The following is a 17663-nucleotide window of genomic DNA, read 5'->3' on the forward strand; positions in this document are numbered from 1 at the left end:
TCGCCCATGGCCACATTCACCCAACCCAAAGACTTGGGCGATTTACTGCTGATCGAAGTCTGCCCCGGCTGGACCAGAAGCCAAGCCACGCTAATGGCCGGTACCGACTACCTCCTAGGCCAGGTGCTGGCCAAAGTCGCCGGCAAATACCAAGCGCTCGATCTCGCCGGAACAGGCCCAGCCAAGAAAGCCACCGCCGTGCTGGCCGACCCCATCGACGCCACTGCAGCCGACCAGCCCGCCATCGTCATTGCCCGCGGCGCCGTCCTCGCCTTGGCCGAACTCATCTGGCCCGCAGGCATCACCGACGCTCAAAAAACCACCGCCCTCGACGAACTCAACGCCCAAGGCATCGTCGCCCGCGCCACCCTCTAACGGAGCCCACCATGAACCTGCAAGACCTGTTCAGCGTCGCCAACCTCACCGCCGCCGTGAACAAACTCCCGGTCATGCCCGGCAAGGTCGGCGCCATGGGGCTGTTCGACGAAAAAGGCGTCACCAGCACCACCGTCATCATCGACGAACGCGAAGGCCGGCTGGTGCTCGTGCCCAACACCTCGCGCAACGACGACCCGGCCCCCGTCAAAGGCAACAAACGCAAACGCCGCACCTTCGAAACCCTGCACCTGCCCATCAACCGGCCGCTGCTGCCCAGCCAATTGCAAGGCATCGCCGCCTTCGGCCAGGAAAGCGCCACCGCGCCCATGGCCACCGTCATCAACGACCACCTGCAAGACCTCAAAAACAGCATCGAAGCCACCCGCGAATTCCAGCGCGTCGGCGCACTGCGCGGACAACTGCTCGACGCCGACGGTTCGTTGTTGTTCGACCTGTTTGACGAATTCGACGTCAAACAGAAGAAGGTCACCGTGCCCCTCAGCAACCCCGAGACCAACGTGCGCAAGACCTGTCTCGACGCCAAACGCCACGCCGAGTCCAAGCTCGGCGGCGTCATGGTCACCGGCTTCCGCGCCTTCTGTGGGCCGGACTGGTTCGACGCTTTCACCGACCACGCCAAGGTCAAAGCCGCGTTCGCCAACTACCAGGAAGCCCAAGACCGCCTCGGCGGCGACCTGCGCACCGGCTTCACCTTTGGCGGCATCGAGTTCATCGAATACGACGTCACCGTCAGCGGCCAGCGCTTTATCCCGGCCGACATCGCCCAGGTCTTTCCCATGGCCCGCGGCGTCTTCCGTCTGTTCAACGCCCCGGCCAACTACAACGAAACCGTCAACACCCTGGGCCAACCGTTCTACAGCAAGGCCGAGCCACGCAAGATGGGCAAAGGCTGGGACCTCGAAGCCCAAGCCAACCCCTTGGCCATGTGCTTGTTCCCCGAAGCCCTGGTCGAACTGAAGGTGGGTTGACCCATGCGCTACTGCACCCGCGCCGACCTCGGCCACGCCATCCCGCAGATGACGCTCATTCAGCTCTCCAACGACGACCCGGCCGCCACGCAGCCCAACGACAGCGTCATCGACGACGGCCTGCGCCACGCGCAAGAACTGGTCGATGGCTACCTGCGTGGGCGCTACCACCTACCACTCGACCCGGTGCCCACCATGCTGCGCGACGCCGTGGTCTACCTGACGCGGCACTGGCTGTACCAGCGCCGCCCCGAAGGCGCGTTGCCCGATGCCGTCAAAGACAGCCGCAAAGACACCCTCAAACTGCTGGAAAACATCCGCGACGGCGTCGTCACCCTGGGCCTGCCCACCGGCCACGCCGCGCCAGAACCCGGCGAGATCCGCGTGCGCGCACGCCCTCAACAATTCACCACCGACACCTGGGGGCGCTACGGATGACACCGGCAATCCCCAAAACCCAAACCGAGCAACTGCTAGACGCCACGCTCGCCAAGCTGCAGCACGACGTCGGCCACGAACTGATGGTCGAGCTGTTCCCAGAAAACCCGCTGCAGTACCGCCTCAACCACCCACGCGGTGCCGTCTTGCTGGCCTACGGCAAGTCCACCTTTGGCGTCTCGGAGAGCACCGATGCGACCTTTCAAGCCCGCAACGTGGTGCTGCGCCTCACGCTGATCTTCCGCCAGCTCAACGGCACAACCGGCGTGGTCAGCTACCTCGACCGCATCCGCGCCTGCCTCACCGGCTGGTACGCGCCAAACACTGATCAGGCCTGTCGACCACTGTCCGAGCAGTTCATCGGCCACCAAAACGGCGTCTGGCAGTACGCCCAGGACTTCGCCATCCGCGCCACGCAACTGCAATTCATGCCTCCCGAACACGGGCCGCTGCTCAAACACGCTGCATTCGAGGAACACCCATGAACCTGACCCGTTATCGCTATACCGGCCCGCAAAGTGCCGCCTCCCTGCACGTGGGCGATACCGCCGAGCCACTCGACGTCCAGCTGCTGCCAAACAAGCCCGTCGAGCTGCCAGCCGATCACGAATACACCGTCGTGCTGTTAGCGCTCAAACACCTGACACCGCTACCGGCCCACACAAAGCCGGCCAACAAAACCGCTCTCGCGTCTCTAAAACCAGAGAAGGAATAAACGCCCATGCCAGCCAACTATCTACACGGCATAGAAACCACCGAAGTCGAGCGCGGGCCTCGTCCTGTGCGGGTAGTTAAATCGGCGGTCATCGCCTTGGTCGGCACCGCGCCGGCCGGGCCCGTCAACGAACTCACCCTGTGCCTCAACGACACCCACGCCGCCCAGTTCGGCACCCACCAAAACGGCTTCAGCATCCCCGAAGCCCTGCAAGGCATCTACGACTTTGGCACCGGCACCGTGCTGGTGGTCAACGTACTCGACCCGGCCATCCACAACGCCAAGGTCACCGACCAGCCCCAGCAATTTGCCGACAACGACCTGTTGCAACTGGCGCACGGCGCGTTGCAAACGTTGCAACTAAAGTCCGCCGACGGCTCAGTCACCCACGGGCAAGGCACCGACTACACCGTGAATTTACTCACCGGCCAAGTCAGACGCCTGGCCACCGGCAGCATCGCTGCCAACGCCCACATCAAAGCCGACTACACCTACGCCGACCCCAGCCAAGTCACCCCGGCCGACATCATCGGCGGCATCACCCTGGCCGGGCGGCGCACCGGGTTGAAGGCTTTTCAAGACAGCTACAACCAGTTGGGTTTCTTCCCCAAACTCTTCATCGCCCCAGGCTTCAGCACCTTAAAAGCAGTGACCGCCGACCTGGCCATCGCGGCCGGCCAGGTCGGCGGCGTCGCCTACGTCGACGCGCCCATCGGCGCCACCGTGCAACAAGTGCTCGCCGGGCGCGGGCCGTCCGGCGCCATCAACTTCAACACCAGCAGCGATCGAGTCCGCCTGTGCTACCCGCACGTCAAGGTCTACGACGCCACCCTAGGTGAACGCCTGCAACCGCTGTCCATCCGCGCCGCCGGCCTGCGCGCCAAAGTCGACCACGACCACGGCTACTGGTGGAGCAGCTCCAACCAACCGCTGCTGGGCGTCATCGGCCTGGAACGGCCACTCACCGCACGCATCGACGACGCCACCAGCGAGGTCAACCTGCTCAACGAAAACGGCATCACCACCGTCTTCAATTCCTTCGGCAGTGGCCTGCGCCTATGGGGCAACCGCACTGCGGCGTGGCCCTCCGTCACCCACATGCGCAACTTCGAAAACGTGCGCCGCACCAAAGACGTCGTCGACGAATCCATCCGCTACAGCGCGCTGCAATACGTCGACCAACCCATCACCACCTCACTCATCACCAGCCTCACCGAAAGCGTCAACCTGTTCCTGCGCAAACTCATCGGCGACGGCGCCTTACTCGGCGGCGAATGCTGGTACGACCCGGCGCGCAACCCGCACACCGAACTGGAACAGGGCCACGCACTGTTCAACTACAAACTCACCGTGCCGCTGCCGTTTGAGCGCGGCACCTTCGAAACCGAAATCACCGGGGAATACCTGGTCAACCTGGGGAACGCATAAATGGCAGGCTTTAGCGCACACCGTATTTCCAACGCCAACATCTACCTGGATGGCAGCAGCTTCTTTGGCAAGTGTGAAGAGATTGACTTGGGCACTATCAAAACCGTGATGAGTGACTTTCAGGGGCTGGGCATGGTCGGCCTGATCGAGCTGCCGGATGGCATCGACAAGCTGGAAGGGAAAATCACGTGGAACAGCCTGTATTTTGGGGCGGCCAGAAAGCTGGTTTCGCCGTTCAAAAGCGTGCAGTTGCAATGCCGGTCTAATGTGCAGGTGTTCAATAATGGCGGGCTGGTGGATGAGATTCCGCTGGTGACGACCATGACCATGACCGGGAAGGAGTACCAGTTGGGTACTCATAAACCGCGCGATCCGACCAAGTATGAGACGCCGTTTTCGGCGACCTACGTGCGGCAGATGATCAATGGGGATGAGGTGGTGTTGTTGGATTATTTGGCGAATATTTTTCGGGTTGGGGGTGAAGATCAGTTGGCGAGGTACAGCAGGAATCTTGGGATTTCTTGATAGCGCCCACAAAAAAGGCCGCTTGTGAAAGCGGCCTTTTGCGGTCAGAAAAACGGAAGGCAACGCTTATCGCGCGCGGCATCATCGCTCCCTAGGAGGATTACGATGTGATGGCGGCGGTGGTCGATCACTAGGTCTAGGGACATCGTGTCGAATGTTTCGCATCGGCGGTGGTGGCGGCGGTGGCGGCTTCGGCGGCTCAGACATATATCACCTAAGGGTGGTTAGCGATAAAAAACGGAATAAATGAAAGGATAGCAAGCACCGCGCATAGTGCTACGTATTTTGAAAGATGATCAATCTCTTGCGAGCGCTCATCATTATTTGTGGCGTTGATAGTGGCTCCTTCAACGTAGTAATCGTAGATCACTTTCTCGAAATAGCTATTCAAACCGTCTCTATCGATACCAAAGTAAGGCTTTAAATTATCCTGAAAATGCTCTTCCAGCCGTTTTAGAACAGGTAAAACATAGTCGAACCCACCCCGTATCCAAGCTTTCCGAAAATGCCACAAGGCCATCACAAACGAGATAAAAGCGCAGTCGTACAAGGCCCAAAAGAAAACATACGGCCAACCGTCGCCGGAGGGCGGCTTGCTCAGAAGAAACCCGAAAAAAGTCAGTAACCCAACAATCATCGCAAGCGGCAAATTTAGCCTCGTCAGTAACTTGTCCTTACGGTCAAGTTCGTGAAAGTACAGCTTTTCGTACAGGTCGAACCTTCCTTGATCGTCCATATCGTCGTCAAATCCTTGGGTTAGAGAGGTTTTTTCTCTGTCCACGCTATGTGGCAGTTATGCCGCGCTCGCCTTATGCCTTGAATACTCTACATTTAGGATCCAAAAAGACCTTCCCTTCGCACCATCTCCCAGATAGCCTACAGGCAGTGCTGGCACTCTGCCCAGACAATGGCGAAATATTGTATAGAAAGGGAATTTTGTAATGGATTTAAAAGTTATTGAAGTGAGAGCGCAAGGCGACGAAACGAAAGAGGTTGTCGTCATGCGAGCTCTAAAGGACTGCAATCTCAAGGGTTATATGATTTTTGATGAGACATTCAAGAGTGATGGTAGCACTAGTAATGTACATCGACATGTGTTCATTTTCCCCGGCTGGAAAGTAGAGAAGGACGACTATGTTTTCCTTAGTACAAGAGCTGGGACAAATAGAAAGGGAGCGACAACGGAAGGCTCGGCCGCACACTATTTTCACTGGAATCTGAATAGCCCAGTTTGGAATGAAAAGGGAGACAAGGTGCACCTTATTAATGTCGAAAACGCCATCACTTTTAAGGTTCCTAGCGTTGCATAGTTTTTCGTAGTGTTGTTAAGAAGCGCTCCGAACTCTGGGGCTTTTTCCACATACCTTTGCAGCAAAGCTAGCCCGCATTGGCATTCCGCTGTGGGTTACTTTCGTTTGCTTTGGAGTGGGGCTTCTCAACTCTTGGGCTTCAGCGGCACCGGGATTTCTTTGGCTAATGATGTGGCAACGCCGGGAGCAGTCGTGAGCAATCTTCCGCCATCGGCCGTTGTCTTGTTTCTATCATCCGAAAGGATCTCACGCATTAGTCTATTGGGGTCTGCGATCTCGCGTTTTAAGCGCTGCCATTCTTCCTTAAGGATGATCTTGGTGTTCTCCGCTGTTAAGTCTAGAGTCACTGCTATGGACTTGAATAGATCCTGATTGGAGTAAGTACCCCTTAGTGCGGCCATTGCTAGGTCTGCCATATGGACACGCAACTCATCCAGCGACGCCATCAACTTCTGATGCGCTTCTTCCTCGTTGTTCAAGCGCAATATGATGCGCATGTAAAGCTGATGGTGCTCGCTGTCACGAGCAGCGTTCTCGCCAAGGAAATGAATGCGAAACGATTCGCACACATTTAGCACTTCCGGACCATGATTGGGATGGTCGTCGTACTCTTTCCCGCACTTCCAATACAGCTGTTTCCATGCCTCCGCAGTTTCCAATGACAATGACATGTATCTGGATGCATCGTTGCGTAAATCGTCTATCCACTTCTGGCGCTTTTCGGCGATGAAGGTAGAGGCCGACCGAGCATTTGACAGGCACTGCACGTCTAGTGATCTGCGTGTATTCCAAAGGCTAACAAGCGCCGCAATTAGGGCAGCCAATAAACTGCCAATCACGGCCCATCCAGCTACCGGAATTCCTACGATGACTTGCCAACAGTCCATGAAAAAATTATTCAATTTTCAGTTCCTAAGCCAGGGTTCAGTTGCAGCAAAGAAGACTTTGACCTTGAGGGGATTTCCAAAAATATACTCCACCTTTATGCAGCGTTTAGAGCGAGATCAAAACTCTCAACATCATGCCTAAGAGCATGATCAAGATTTTTGTATATTCGACGAAGCTCTTGGTGGTAGCCCTCTTTAAGATACCCGTTTCCGAAGATCATCGAGTTGATGAATGCATGCGCCACGGTATCTGCATCTTTTCGGCTTTGAAATCTCCTAAATTTCTCAAGGATGATCTCAAGGACGTAACCCTTGAATCGATCATCGATCTTTGGAGACATGAGGATACTTTGAATGATGGTCCCCAGCGCTTCGGCAGCTTGCTTGGATATGTACTGACTGTCGAAGCCCTCCGCTTTACTGACCTGATCTGATATTAAAGCTTCCTTGACCTCAATACAGTCATCGACCCAGTTTGAAGTTATTGTGACGATCTCGCAGATCAAAAAATGAAACGGTGTGGGCCACTCATGGTTCAAGTCGTCAGTCTGCTGATCACGTAGCTGTTTCAATATCTTGTCAGTGAAATGAGTAAAGTAAAACAGCCAGAGATGATCCTGCATTCCCTGGTGGATGCCTTCATGAATCATGATCTCGAAAAGTTTGACCGCCGCATAGACTGGGCAACGGTATTTTCCTGATTGGTCGTAATAGCCCAATGACAGGTTATAAGCATCGATTAGCTTGAGGTCTTCATCAATGCACCTACACACGCTTTCTCCGATGGGTTTATACAAGGCCAGGCGCTCAGCAGTTGTTATATCGTTAAATAGAAAGTAAACAATACGATTCGAGGTCGGCAGAGCGAGTCGGTGACGGCCATTCAAGTTTTGATTGTTCTTCAATTCGCTGTACAAAAGACTATTGTTGTCAGCAATGAGCGCCGCGACGAACAGATCTGTAAAATCTTCCCGGATAACCTCGGGGATCGCCAAAATCCTCAAACAAAAATGGGGATGACTCACGCTTAGGTAGGCAACGAACTTAGGTTGATTAAGAACACTTTTTAAAACATCCCGAGCCCTGTCTGCAAGACACCCACGAGCAGCAAGCTTCGACTCAAGTTTGGTAATCGCCGAACGAAAAGTCGCTTGAATCAGGCCCTCGTTCACCGACCGAAAAATCGGGTTGCCATTCTCAATTTCCAACGTCAGTTTAAAAGGTGCAGGGCGTATTTTTTTGATCAATCGGACAAGTAAAGACCGGTGCTTAGCGAGTTTAAACAGCTTGAATAGGTGAGGTTCGATGAGGGTGAAAAGCTCGTCGTACCGCTTCGTCAGCAGGAAAGTGTTGACCAGTTCCTCGAAAGTTCCGAGTTTTCCTGTTGCCAGCTTTGGTGTTCGCGCGCGCAAAAGTATGTAGAGGCCTAACCCGAGTAGCAGAAGGTAGACTGCACTTCCCTTGTCTAATCCCCACTTCCAGGGCCCAAAACTGTAGTACAGGCCGATGGAACGAAGAAACTGCTCAAAGACAAGATAGTGGATAAGTAGGAATGCCCCGATAGCGACACCCCAGTCGAACCATGACATGCTCAGCCGAAAACGCAGGCGGTTACTGGCCGGGACAACGGCCCAGACAGCGGCCATCAAGCCCAATATTGTGATCAGAACGCTGGTGTCTATCGCAGAATTGTTTGGCATGGAAGCGCTAATTCAGTGAAGAAGATGGTGTGCATTGAACCATGCTGGACCGTAACTCGCGACGATAAAAATTAGGATCAATCAGCTAGGAGTCCTCATGGATTGGGAAAGAGTAAACGTCTGGACAAACACGCTTTACACGCTAATTCACTCATTGCACATGGCCAAGGAGGTCGCGTTTGGCGACCTTTCGACCATAGATGGACGCGCGAGAGATTCCGCAGACTGGGTATCACCGGACTGCTCGTATGCGTCCACTCTTCTAGCCCACCAGAGCCATGGGAAAACGTTAACGTTTCGGCGAGACCCAAATACGCATTTCAAACAGATATCTGAACAAGTAATTAAAATGTTAATCCAAGATCTTGTCGTGATTCTTGACGCTATGATGGATGAGGCGCTGATAGGACACGAAGAGACTGCAGGAAATTTTCCACAGTCTAAGGTGCAAAAATTGGCCACTCACCTTGATCCAAGGTACCAATGGTCGGCGTATGGATGCTACGAGTTGATCGCGGCAAGAAACGTTTTATGTCACGCCGGCGGAAAATGGAATGATAGATCTATCGCTATAGTTGCCCCCTTCGTCAGCCCTCCGCCTTCGGAAGGAGACGACCTGACTGTGGGCTACACGATGTTATTTAATTATCGTAAGGCTATGAGAACTTTTTTGAACCAAGTGTCCCCAGCAAAGAAGGTGACGTGAATCAGGCAGGCCGTGTTAACAAAACAACACCTATAGAGCCAATTAATTGATACGAAGGGGAGCCATTCATGACGCCAGAGCAGCTAGTTGAGAAGACTGGGGTGATCATAGCCCTGCTGGATAAAGTGCCCAAGCAGGAAGGTCAAATGCATTTTTTTGGCGCTCTTTCCGCGGCACGTGAGTTTCTACGAACCTACGCTGGACAGGAAAGCGACTTCTACAAGCAAGTAGGTAACTTTGATAAATACAGCACGGATTCGGGTATTCGAGGAGCAAGGGCAGTACTCAATGCATTCATTGTTTACGTGGAAGCAGGGCTCCATGACGTGTTGTCGCCCAAGAGACAGGCGGAAATCGATGTGGTTTCGGATTTTCTGCAGCAGGCACACGCGTTACTGGACAAATCCGAATGCCACCCTGCAGCCGCGGCTGTGTTGGTTGGTGCGACGCTGGAAGAGTTTCTCCGCACGTGGGTTGAGGACAAGCGGATAGACCTAAATGGCAAGAAACCAAGTATTAGCGGTTACGCACAGGCGCTTCGTGCATCCGAACTGATATCAAAACAAGATATGAAGGATATTGAGTCTTGGGGTGGGGTTCGCAATGCTGCAGCCCATGGCACATGGGATGAGGTGAGCGATCGGAAGCGAGTTTCGCTCATGCTTGAGGGAGTGAATCTGTTTATTAGGCAGCATAGCTAACTGCCAGGATTAGCCGCTTTGAGAGCACGCGGTGTGAATTCGTGAAGGCTACAACCCCTAACGCCATTACCTACAACCACAACAGAATCGCCCGGCTGACGCCCCAAGCGCCCATCGATACAGTATGTCCCGTCACCACCCGCAGTGACCGAGCGCAGCAGCTCGTAGCACGTTAGCTCATACGTGCGCCTTCAAAGGGACAGGCAGTCCATGCCTGACATTGATGGTCACTGTACGCCGGGTGCCTTCGGGCAACCGGGATTGCGAAGCTCCCCCAACCGGCTCCTTTCCCGGCGTACAGTGACCATCCTTTTTCAAGCCCGCACGGCCCCCAACCAAGAAGCGACACCACCTCAGCGTCATCCCCATCCGCCGGTGACCAACCCGGCATCGCCTACCAAAACCTCAGCCCAAAAAACACCACGTCATCGCGCATGCCATACATGATTGCAGGCGGACGGCGGATGTGGGCGCGCCGCGCCCGACAAAATGTCGGACGCTTCCTATTGGTTGGAAAACGTGCGCACGCCCCCTGGCAAACAGCCCTGATTGGGGGTCAGGGGTATTCCTGCCTGGCATGCAAAACGGTCACGATCTCGATTCGATCCGTCACCCGGTAGACCACCAGGTAATTGGGGTGCACAACAATTTCCCGCGTGCCGGGCACACGACCAAATCGATAAAGGTAGGGATGTTGCGGCAGGGCCGTAGTAGCGGCCTCAATGGCTTGGTACAGCTCGCTGGCGGCTACAACGTGTCGGTCGCCAATATAATCAAGGATTTGCCAGAGTTCAGCCCGCGCTTCGGGCCGCCACTCAACCAGCATCGCGCTTAGTGCGCTTGGATTCGATAAGGGCTCGCATATCAGCCATCACCTGATCGTGAGGGACATTCGGGCGTGGATCATCGAGCGACGCCTGCACTTTGGCACGGAACCAACGGTCGTAGCTGGCGGCCTGCTCTTCGGTTTCAAACTCTGAAACGATGGGGGAAAGTTCGGCGCTCATAGTGACCTCCGGGATCAATACCTAGCAGTCTAATCGGTATGTGGCTCGCTGTCGTGGCTGTAGAGATGAAGTGCAGCTCTGCAAGCGCCAGGCGCCCCCTCTCTCTACCAGACGGCAGCAACCACACTAAACCTCTCGCTTCCGACAGCCAACCCTAAAAAAATGTCAGACGTTTCGTCGATTTTTTTGAAAACTTTCACGCGTTTAGTAACGCGTGTTTAAAGACACTCGGTGTTACGTCCCGAAGGCTACAAGACCTTGCGCCGTTGCCTACGGTTCAGACAGAATCCGCCGGCTTGTGCGGCTATCGGGTGGGCTATATCGTTTCCCTGTCACTGAAAAACAGTGATCGGGTTTGGTAGCCCGCTACGAAACAGTCGCATGGCGACACCTATGCAGTCTCTTATTTGGGACTCGGCTTTATATGGTGGGCATGCGTGGGGCTCCTTTGCGAGCGCCGGGTTTCCTGTTTCGACCGGTCTACCAACCCGCGTATGGCCGCCACCCGTCGTTTGGTAGCGAGGGTGATGGCTCCTCAATATTCGAAACCGGAGTTCCATCTATGTTCAAAGTTACACCCAATCCGCCGGGCGCCGATCCGGCATCCCCATATGAGTCTGTCGACTCAAAAAAACTCAACGAGGCCGCCGAGCGCGCCCTTGATTTCTACCTCAATCCGGCAGCGCTCATGAACAATACTCCTCGCACACCCAGCACTATTTTTATGATCGCCCCAGACATCGACCACGAAACCTTGCTGGTCCAAACCTGTGAGAATCTGGCCTCGGCCAGTGTCATGGCCGGCGACGTGGCGGCACTGGTGGAAGGCCCTCACCGGCATACCCTGTTGGCGCTTCAACAGGTCATCATGCTGGGGGAACTGGCGGCGAACCGCATGCTGGATGCCTACGTCCCACCTAAGTAGTCACCCAATCTATAGCGAGGGGCTTGGCCCCTCGCTATAGAGGATTCGACGGTGTCGGCTTTAGACCAAGCCACAATTCACAAGCAGGCAGGACATCAGGGAGCTTTTCTCACTGAAGGGCGTTTGGAATCTCGCCGCGCAATGTCAGAGTCTGCAGGGTCGCTACATAGTGATCTGCATGTTCACCCGCTCTAATGAACCCCTCCGCTGCGAGCCACCCCAATGTGCTATTCAGCAGCTCTTCCTCAGGGGTTTCATTGTAGGAGCCCACAAAACCAATGAAACCACTAGGTGCAGGGCTGCTATCAAAAGCCCCTTTGGGAAGTCCAAACGTCTCGACGGTTATCTCGACTGGCACAGGGCATGCCGCTGCTAACGTATCCAGAATCTTTGAAACCAATCCGTTGAATTGCTGTTTTTTTGCATCACTCATATCAACCATCTCCTTTGGGCTGAGCCGCGTCATGGGCTTAGTATCTTAGGTCAGTTCCCCGGCAAACGCTGTCTCTTTAAATTCGATTAAAAGTCAGCACCACGGCCAGGTGCGATGCTCAGGGCTCTTGAACAACAGCCCGCCTTGGAGCATCAACAAATGGCCGACGTACTCAGCTTCACCCTCAAATTCCCCTTCAAAAGCGCCAGCGGCGACACCCTCACCACGCGGCCGATCACGCGCCTAAAACGCAAAGACATCAGCGCCGCCCAGGCCGTGACCAAAGACGAAGGCGTGATGGAAGATATGCTCGTGGCCAAGATGCTGGGCATTACCCTGGAAGACCTCGCCGAGTTCGACATCGCCGACTCCAAGTTAGCCACCGAGGTGTTGCGGGAAATGGCAGCCGCAGGCGACGTTGCTGCACGCCTGGGACGAGGCGCTGTTGCTGGTGCTGCGAATGCAGCCGTCTGAAATTGCCGGGCTCGACATGGTCGAGTACTGGCGCTGGGTAGACGTGTGCAGGCGTGAGATCAGTCGTCGGCTCGAACTCGCCGAGCAAGGCAGTAGCTGACCACCGTGACCAGGCCCACCGCCAACCCGGCCAACAACGCGCCGCCCGCCGCAATCGGGGCGGCCGCCAGGGCAAGCAGCGGCAGCGTCAAACAAAACACCAGCACCGCCGCCCACACCGGCAAGTGAACCAGGCACAGCCAGGCAAGCCCGATCACACCGGCGCCGATGGCCAGTGCATAAAGAATCTTGGCGGTGCGTAAAGCGGCTTTTTCAAACATGCCCAAAGCGTAGCAACTATGGCTAACGAAGTCCTCGTCGGGTTAAAAATTGGAGCAGTTGTCTCTGGCAGCCTGAATGCCGCCTTCGGTTCGGCCAAGTCGACCGTGCAGCAACTGGGCCGCGCCCTTGATGGCCTCACGGCCAAGCAGCAGCTGATGGGCCATGAGCTGTCGGCGTCGTTGGCCCGTGGCGGCACGGGTGTCGAGCGTTTGCGCCGGCAATACGATGCGGTGGGCCGAACCCTCGACCAGCTCAAGGTCAAACAGAACAGCCTCACCGCCAGCATCGCCCGTGGTGAAGCCCTCAAAACCAAACGCGGCGACCTGCGCAGCCAGGCCATGGAAGTCGCCGGCACTGGCGCGGCACTGGGCGCGCCGATTGTTCAGTCGATGAAAACCGCCATCGACTTTCAAGACCAGACCCGTGACATCGCCATCACCGGCGGCTTCGATCCAGCAGAGGAAGCCCGCCTCAGTACGGTGATGCGCGGTGCCGCGCTGAAGTGGAACCAGACCCAAACCGAAGTGGCCAACGGCACCGCCATTTTGATCGCGGGCGGCATTGCCAGTGCCAAAGAGCTGGCCGAGTACGCCCCTGTCATGGCCAAAACCGCCACCGCCACCCGTGCCAGCATGAACAACCTGGGCTCGGTGGCCATCGCCCTCAACGACAACTTGGGCATTGGCGCGGCGGGGCTGGAACGGTCGATGAACATGCTGGCGTTCGCCGGCAAAAGCGGCCAGTTCGAGCTCGCCGACATGGCCAAGTGGCTGCCGCAATTAACGCCTCAGTTGGCCGCCTTGGGCATTACCGGGGAGCGTGCGGTGGCCGAGATCGGCGCATCGCTACAGATCGCCCGGCGTGGTGCCGGCAGCAATGACGAGGCCGCCAACAACTTCAAAAACTTCCTGTCGAAGATTACCGCGCCCGACACGCTCAAGGCGTTCGAGAAGGCCGGCATTGATCTCAAGGGCAGCATGAAAGACCTGGTCAGCGAAGGGCTTTCCCCCGCAGAATCGATGATCAAAATCCTCACCACGCACTTGGGCACCAAGGCCCCGGCGGCCGCCGCCGAGTACGGCAAGGCGCTGCACATCAAGGATGAGCAAGAGCGGCAGACGGCCCTGGACCGGCTCGACGAGGCCTACAAACTCGGCGAGCTGTTCGCCGACCAGCAAGTGCTGTCCTTTGTCCGGCCGGCATTGGCCAACCAGCAAGACCTGAGCGGCATCAAGCAAGGCAGCAAGGCGGCCGCCGACAAAGGCGTGCTGGATGAGGACTGGACCAAGCGCATGGGCAGTTCTAAAGAACAACTGAAGGAACTGCGCATCAACCTGGCCGACATTGGCATCTCGGTCGGCAACGCGTTGTTGCCCGCGATTGTCGACGTCAGCCGCGCCGTCGTTCCGCTGATGCGTTCTTTCTCCGCGTGGGCAGGTGAACACCCGGCATTGATCAAAGGCGTGGTGGGGTTGGTTGGCGGTCTGTTGCTCGGAAAAATGGCCTTCATTGGCGTGGCGTACGGTGCCAATCTGGTGATGGCACCGTTCGTGGCCATGAGCACCGCCGTCAACACCTTGTCCGCCAAGTTCACCTTGCTGCGCGGCCTGTGGCAGATGGGCAAGTTCTCGCCCCTGATCACTGGTTTAAAACGTGCCGGTGGCGGGTTTCGTACGGTGGCGAAATACGGCGGCGCGTTTCTGCGCGGAGTGGCGTTGGCCTTGAGTAGCCCGCTGCGGGTCATCGCTCGCGGCGGTCTGTTCTTGGGCAAGGTCTTGGGCGGTACGTTGCTGTATGGGTTGAAGCTCGCCGGGCAGGCCGTGCTCTGGCTCGGCAGGGCCTTGATGATGAACCCCATCGGGTTATTGATCACCGGCATCGCCCTGGCAGCGTATGTGATCTATCGCCACTGGGCGCCGATCAAAGCGTTTTTCACCGGGCTGTGGGACGAGGTGAAAACCGGCTTCAGTGGCGGGCTGTTGGGTATCGTCGGGTTGCTGGTCAACTTCTCACCGGTCGGCTGGTTCTATCGCGCCTTTGCCGGCGTCATGACGTACTTCGGTGTTGAGTTGCCGGGTACGTTCACCGAGTTCGGCGGCATGCTCGTTACCGGCCTGGTCAACGGGATCAGCCAAATGGCCGGTGCGCTGAAAGACAGCGTCGTAGGCATTGGCTCATCCGTTAAGGGCTGGTTCACCGAAACCCTCGGCATCGAATCGCCCAGCCGGGTGTTCATCGGTTATGGCGCCAACATCAGCGAAGGCGCGGCCCTCGGCATCAGCGCCCAATCAGGCTTGGTCCGTGAGGCGGCATTGGGCATGGCGGCACAAAGCGCGGTCGACTTGGCGCCGCCTAATCCCGCGCAGGTGTCCAGGGCCAGCCTGATGGGCGCCGCTGGCGCAAGGTCAGCCGCAGGGGGCCAAGAAGCCGCGGGCCAAATGACCTTCCATTTTTCGCCGCAGATCCACCTGCCAGCCGGCGCCGGCATGGAGCAAATCAACCAAGGTCTGCACGCCAGTTACAGCGAATGGGTGCGGTTGATGGAACGCTACCTGCACGACAAGCGCCGCCGCAGTTACGGCCCCGCCGATGAGGTGACCGCCTGATGTTTGCCATCCTGGGCGATATCGAATTCACCGTCGCAGGCGGCATCACCGCCATGGCGCACAGCGGCTCCGCCAACTGGGCCGAACATGCGCGCATCCAAGGCAAGCCACTACTGGAATGGATGGGCGAAGGCCTGGATGAATGCAACCTGACCCTTGAATTACACCCCGTGCTCGGTGACCCCGAAGCTCGGCTGCGCGCATTGCACCAGGCCAAAAGCCAACACCAACCGTTGGCCTTCGTCATGGGCAGCGGCGAATACCTGGGCGCCTACGTCATCAAAACCCTCAACAACTCGCTGCGGCGCACCACGGCCACCGGGCAGATCAAAGCGGCCACCGTGCAGCTCAGCCTGACGGAATACACCGGCAGCTTCACCCGTAAAGTCGTGCGCCCCGGCCTACACGACGCCGCCCTGAGCGGGACATCCGCCGCCACCAGCGGCTCACCCGGATTGATCTCGCGCCTGATGCCATCGCCCAGCACCACGCAACAGGTGATCGCCCATGCGAGAACCGCCGGCAACATCCTCAAGGCAGGGCAACAGCTTTACCACGCGGTAAAAAACGAAACGCCCGACATGATCCTTAGCCAAGTGCCGCAATTACTCGGCATCACGGCACGGGCCATCGAGCCGTTGCAAGGCTTGGCCACCGTGGCGGGCTTACTCGACACAGGCGCCGATTTATCACGCCTGGGGGAGCGGGTACTGGGCAGCGTCATGGGCGCGCGCGCCAGTCTGACCCCCGTCCGCCTGGGCAACATCGCCAGCCGCTTTTCCGCCTCCCGCGAAGCCCTCGACCACGCCGTCAGCGCCATGGACGGGGCCAACACCCGCCTGGCCGGTTTGGCCGCGCACGTCTTGACCCGGAGGGCCTGATGTTCATCGTCCACACCACCACCGAAGGCGAGCGTTGGGACCAGTTGGCCTGGCGGTACTACGGCGACGCCCACCGTTATTTACCGATCGTCCAGGCCAACCCCCACGTGCCCATCAGCGCCACCTTGCCCGCGGGTTTGACCCTCGCCATCCCTGTACTGCAACCGCTGCCCACCACAGAAGACCTGCCTCCATGGATACGATGACGCCCAGCCAAGTGCCACACGCGCGCTTCGTGCTCACCTACCAACAGCGCAACATCACCCGCAACGTCAGCCAGCACCTGCTGTCCTTGTCCTACACCGATTTCCTCACCGGCCAGGCCGACAGCCTGGCGGTCGAACTCGAAGACACCGCAGGCAAATGGCGTGATCAATGGTACCCGGGCCACGGCGACAGCCTGGCCCTGTCCATCGGCTGGGAAGGCCAGCCCCTTCGTCAACTCGGCCATTTCGAAATCGATGAGGTCGAACTCAACGGCCCACCCTCGACCATCACCCTCCATGGTCTGGCCACCGGCATCAAAGCGGCCTTAAGAACGACCGAACACCACGCCTACGAGAACACCACCCTGGCCGCCATCGCCCAACAGATCGCCACCCGCCAGGGCCTGCAACTGATCGGCACCATCCAACCCATCCCACTCGACCGCCTGACCCAGCAAGACGCCGACCTGACCTTCCTGCGCAACCTGGCCACCGAGTACGACTACGCCTTCAAAGTCACCGGCCAACACCTGGTCTTCCACGCCATCAGTGAACTGGCCAACGCCGCACCGGTGGCAACGCTCGTCCTCCAAGACCTCAGCAACGTCAACCTGCGCGACCAAATCAAAAACGTCCCCCAATCCATCGAACTCAAACACAAAGACCCCGCCACCAAACACCTGCACACCGTCACACTCAACAACGATCAAACCACCGCAGCCCCCAGCAGCCTCAGCCAAATCACCACCAGCGGCGACACCCAAAAAACCCGCAAACGCAGCGCCTCCACCGACGCCGCCAACGCCAAAGCCCACGCCCAACTCGCCCAAGCCAACCGCGAACGCACCACCGGCAGCTGGGCCGCCATCGGCCGCCCAAACCTGCTCAGCGGCAACGTCATCACCCTGGCCGCCGCCGGCCAACTCGGCGGCCGTTACCTCATCACCTCATCCCAACACCGCATCACCCGCAACGGCGGCTACACCACCAACCAACACGTCTGCCGTATCCGCCCCCATTAACCCAACCCACC

At 57.4% G+C, this 17663-nt stretch carries 22 protein-coding genes; 15 read left to right on the top strand and 7 right to left on the bottom strand.

Annotated features, from left to right (window positions below):
• Positions 1 to 6 precede the first annotated feature (6 nt).
• From J2X66_RS09760 to J2X66_RS09790, 7 genes are read left to right on the top strand one after another with little or no spacing between them, the layout of a single operon-like run.
• The gene (locus tag J2X66_RS09760; RefSeq protein ID WP_310263558.1) at positions 7 to 375 is read left to right on the top strand and encodes a head decoration protein; all 369 of its coding nucleotides are present in this window, start codon (positions 7 to 9) and stop codon (positions 373 to 375) included.
• A gap of 11 nt (positions 376 to 386) precedes the next feature.
• A complete protein-coding gene (locus J2X66_RS09765) occupies positions 387 to 1367 on the top strand; it encodes a major capsid protein (RefSeq protein WP_310263560.1) in 981 nt (326 codons plus the stop codon).
• Between the two features lie 3 nt (positions 1368 to 1370).
• Positions 1371 to 1805, top strand: a complete 435-nt coding sequence (locus tag J2X66_RS09770; RefSeq protein ID WP_310263562.1) for a DUF1320 domain-containing protein — start codon at positions 1371 to 1373, stop codon at positions 1803 to 1805.
• Entirely contained in the window at positions 1802 to 2290 is a 489-nt protein-coding gene (locus J2X66_RS09775; RefSeq protein ID WP_310263564.1) for a Gp37 family protein, read from the top strand. Before J2X66_RS09770 ends, J2X66_RS09775 begins: the two co-directional genes overlap by 4 nt.
• Complete coding sequence (locus J2X66_RS09780; protein ID WP_310263566.1) at positions 2287 to 2520, top strand: hypothetical protein; 234 nt, start codon at positions 2287 to 2289, stop codon at positions 2518 to 2520. The genes J2X66_RS09775 and J2X66_RS09780 overlap by 4 nt, the downstream gene beginning before the upstream one ends.
• A 6-nt stretch (positions 2521 to 2526) precedes the next feature.
• Complete coding sequence (locus tag J2X66_RS09785; RefSeq protein WP_310263568.1) at positions 2527 to 3948, top strand: phage tail sheath subtilisin-like domain-containing protein; 1422 nt, start codon at positions 2527 to 2529, stop codon at positions 3946 to 3948.
• Positions 3949 to 4473, top strand: coding sequence for a phage major tail tube protein (locus tag J2X66_RS09790; RefSeq protein WP_310263570.1), 525 nt, complete (start codon positions 3949 to 3951; stop codon positions 4471 to 4473).
• Between the two features lie 214 nt (positions 4474 to 4687).
• Here the strand turns inward: J2X66_RS09790 and J2X66_RS09795 are convergent, their stop codons facing one another.
• Positions 4688 to 5209: a hypothetical protein gene (locus J2X66_RS09795; RefSeq protein WP_310263572.1), complete on the bottom strand. Its 522-nt coding sequence runs from the start codon at positions 5207 to 5209 to the stop codon at positions 4688 to 4690.
• Between the two features lie 205 nt (positions 5210 to 5414).
• On the opposite strand from J2X66_RS09795, the gene J2X66_RS09800 reads away from it, so the two are divergent.
• Entirely contained in the window at positions 5415 to 5783 is a 369-nt protein-coding gene (locus J2X66_RS09800) for a hypothetical protein (protein ID WP_310263574.1), read from the top strand.
• Positions 5784 to 5908: 125 nt separating this feature from the next.
• On the opposite strand, the gene J2X66_RS09805 is transcribed toward J2X66_RS09800, so the two are convergent.
• Both J2X66_RS09805 and J2X66_RS09810 read right to left on the bottom strand, forming a co-directional pair.
• The gene (locus tag J2X66_RS09805; RefSeq protein WP_310263575.1) at positions 5909 to 6685 is read right to left on the bottom strand and encodes a hypothetical protein; all 777 of its coding nucleotides are present in this window, start codon (positions 6683 to 6685) and stop codon (positions 5909 to 5911) included.
• 80 nt (positions 6686 to 6765) lie between these two features.
• Positions 6766 to 8370: a hypothetical protein gene (locus J2X66_RS09810; RefSeq protein ID WP_310263578.1), complete on the bottom strand. Its 1605-nt coding sequence runs from the start codon at positions 8368 to 8370 to the stop codon at positions 6766 to 6768.
• Between the two features lie 774 nt (positions 8371 to 9144).
• On the opposite strand from J2X66_RS09810, the gene J2X66_RS09815 reads away from it, so the two are divergent.
• On the top strand, positions 9145 to 9777 hold the full coding sequence (locus J2X66_RS09815) for a hypothetical protein (protein WP_310263580.1): 633 nt from the start codon (positions 9145 to 9147) through the stop codon (positions 9775 to 9777).
• A gap of 556 nt (positions 9778 to 10333) precedes the next feature.
• Here the strand turns inward: J2X66_RS09815 and J2X66_RS09820 are convergent.
• Together J2X66_RS09820 and J2X66_RS09825 are read right to left on the bottom strand one after the other, a co-directional pair.
• Positions 10334 to 10603 (bottom strand): type II toxin-antitoxin system RelE/ParE family toxin, encoded by a 270-nt coding sequence (locus J2X66_RS09820; protein WP_083376335.1) that lies wholly within the window; start codon positions 10601 to 10603, stop codon positions 10334 to 10336.
• A complete protein-coding gene (locus tag J2X66_RS09825) occupies positions 10593 to 10784 on the bottom strand; it encodes an antitoxin (protein ID WP_083376334.1) in 192 nt (63 codons plus the stop codon). Before J2X66_RS09825 ends, J2X66_RS09820 begins: the two co-directional genes overlap by 11 nt.
• Positions 10785 to 11346: 562 nt before the next feature.
• Here J2X66_RS09825 and J2X66_RS09830 point away from each other — a divergent pair.
• Positions 11347 to 11709 carry a DUF6124 family protein gene (locus J2X66_RS09830; RefSeq protein WP_310263584.1) on the top strand — a complete coding sequence of 121 codons (363 nt, stop codon included), beginning with the start codon at positions 11347 to 11349 and terminating at the stop codon, positions 11707 to 11709.
• A 109-nt stretch (positions 11710 to 11818) separates the two neighbouring features.
• Here J2X66_RS09830 and J2X66_RS09835 read toward each other — a convergent pair whose 3' ends face one another.
• Positions 11819 to 12142 carry a hypothetical protein gene (locus tag J2X66_RS09835; RefSeq protein ID WP_310263586.1) on the bottom strand — a complete coding sequence of 108 codons (324 nt, stop codon included), beginning with the start codon at positions 12140 to 12142 and terminating at the stop codon, positions 11819 to 11821.
• A gap of 159 nt (positions 12143 to 12301) precedes the next feature.
• Here J2X66_RS09835 and J2X66_RS09840 point away from each other — a divergent pair, with 159 nt between their 5' ends.
• On the top strand, positions 12302 to 12616 hold the full coding sequence (locus tag J2X66_RS09840; protein ID WP_310263589.1) for a phage tail assembly protein: 315 nt from the start codon (positions 12302 to 12304) through the stop codon (positions 12614 to 12616).
• A 59-nt stretch (positions 12617 to 12675) separates the two neighbouring features.
• Here the strand turns inward: J2X66_RS09840 and J2X66_RS09845 are convergent, their stop codons facing one another.
• Positions 12676 to 12936, bottom strand: a complete 261-nt coding sequence (locus J2X66_RS09845; RefSeq protein WP_310263591.1) for a hypothetical protein — start codon at positions 12934 to 12936, stop codon at positions 12676 to 12678.
• An 18-nt stretch (positions 12937 to 12954) separates the two neighbouring features.
• Here J2X66_RS09845 and J2X66_RS09850 point away from each other — a divergent pair, with 18 nt between their 5' ends.
• From J2X66_RS09850 to J2X66_RS09865, 4 genes are read left to right on the top strand one after another with little or no spacing between them, the layout of a single operon-like run.
• Entirely contained in the window at positions 12955 to 15543 is a 2589-nt protein-coding gene (locus J2X66_RS09850) for a phage tail tape measure protein (protein WP_310263593.1), read from the top strand.
• Complete coding sequence (locus J2X66_RS09855; protein WP_310263595.1) at positions 15543 to 16424, top strand: phage tail protein; 882 nt, start codon at positions 15543 to 15545, stop codon at positions 16422 to 16424. Before J2X66_RS09850 ends, J2X66_RS09855 begins: the two co-directional genes overlap by 1 nt.
• Complete coding sequence (locus tag J2X66_RS09860; protein WP_310263597.1) at positions 16424 to 16630, top strand: tail protein X; 207 nt, start codon at positions 16424 to 16426, stop codon at positions 16628 to 16630. Before J2X66_RS09855 ends, J2X66_RS09860 begins: the two co-directional genes overlap by 1 nt.
• Entirely contained in the window at positions 16618 to 17652 is a 1035-nt protein-coding gene (locus J2X66_RS09865; RefSeq protein WP_310263599.1) for a late control protein D, read from the top strand. Before J2X66_RS09860 ends, J2X66_RS09865 begins: the two co-directional genes overlap by 13 nt.
• Positions 17653 to 17663 lie beyond the last annotated feature (11 nt).

Origin of the sequence: Pseudomonas sp. 3296 (assembly GCF_031456615.1) — a bacterium.
Taxonomy (GTDB): domain Bacteria; phylum Pseudomonadota; class Gammaproteobacteria; order Pseudomonadales; family Pseudomonadaceae; genus Aquipseudomonas; species Aquipseudomonas mucoides.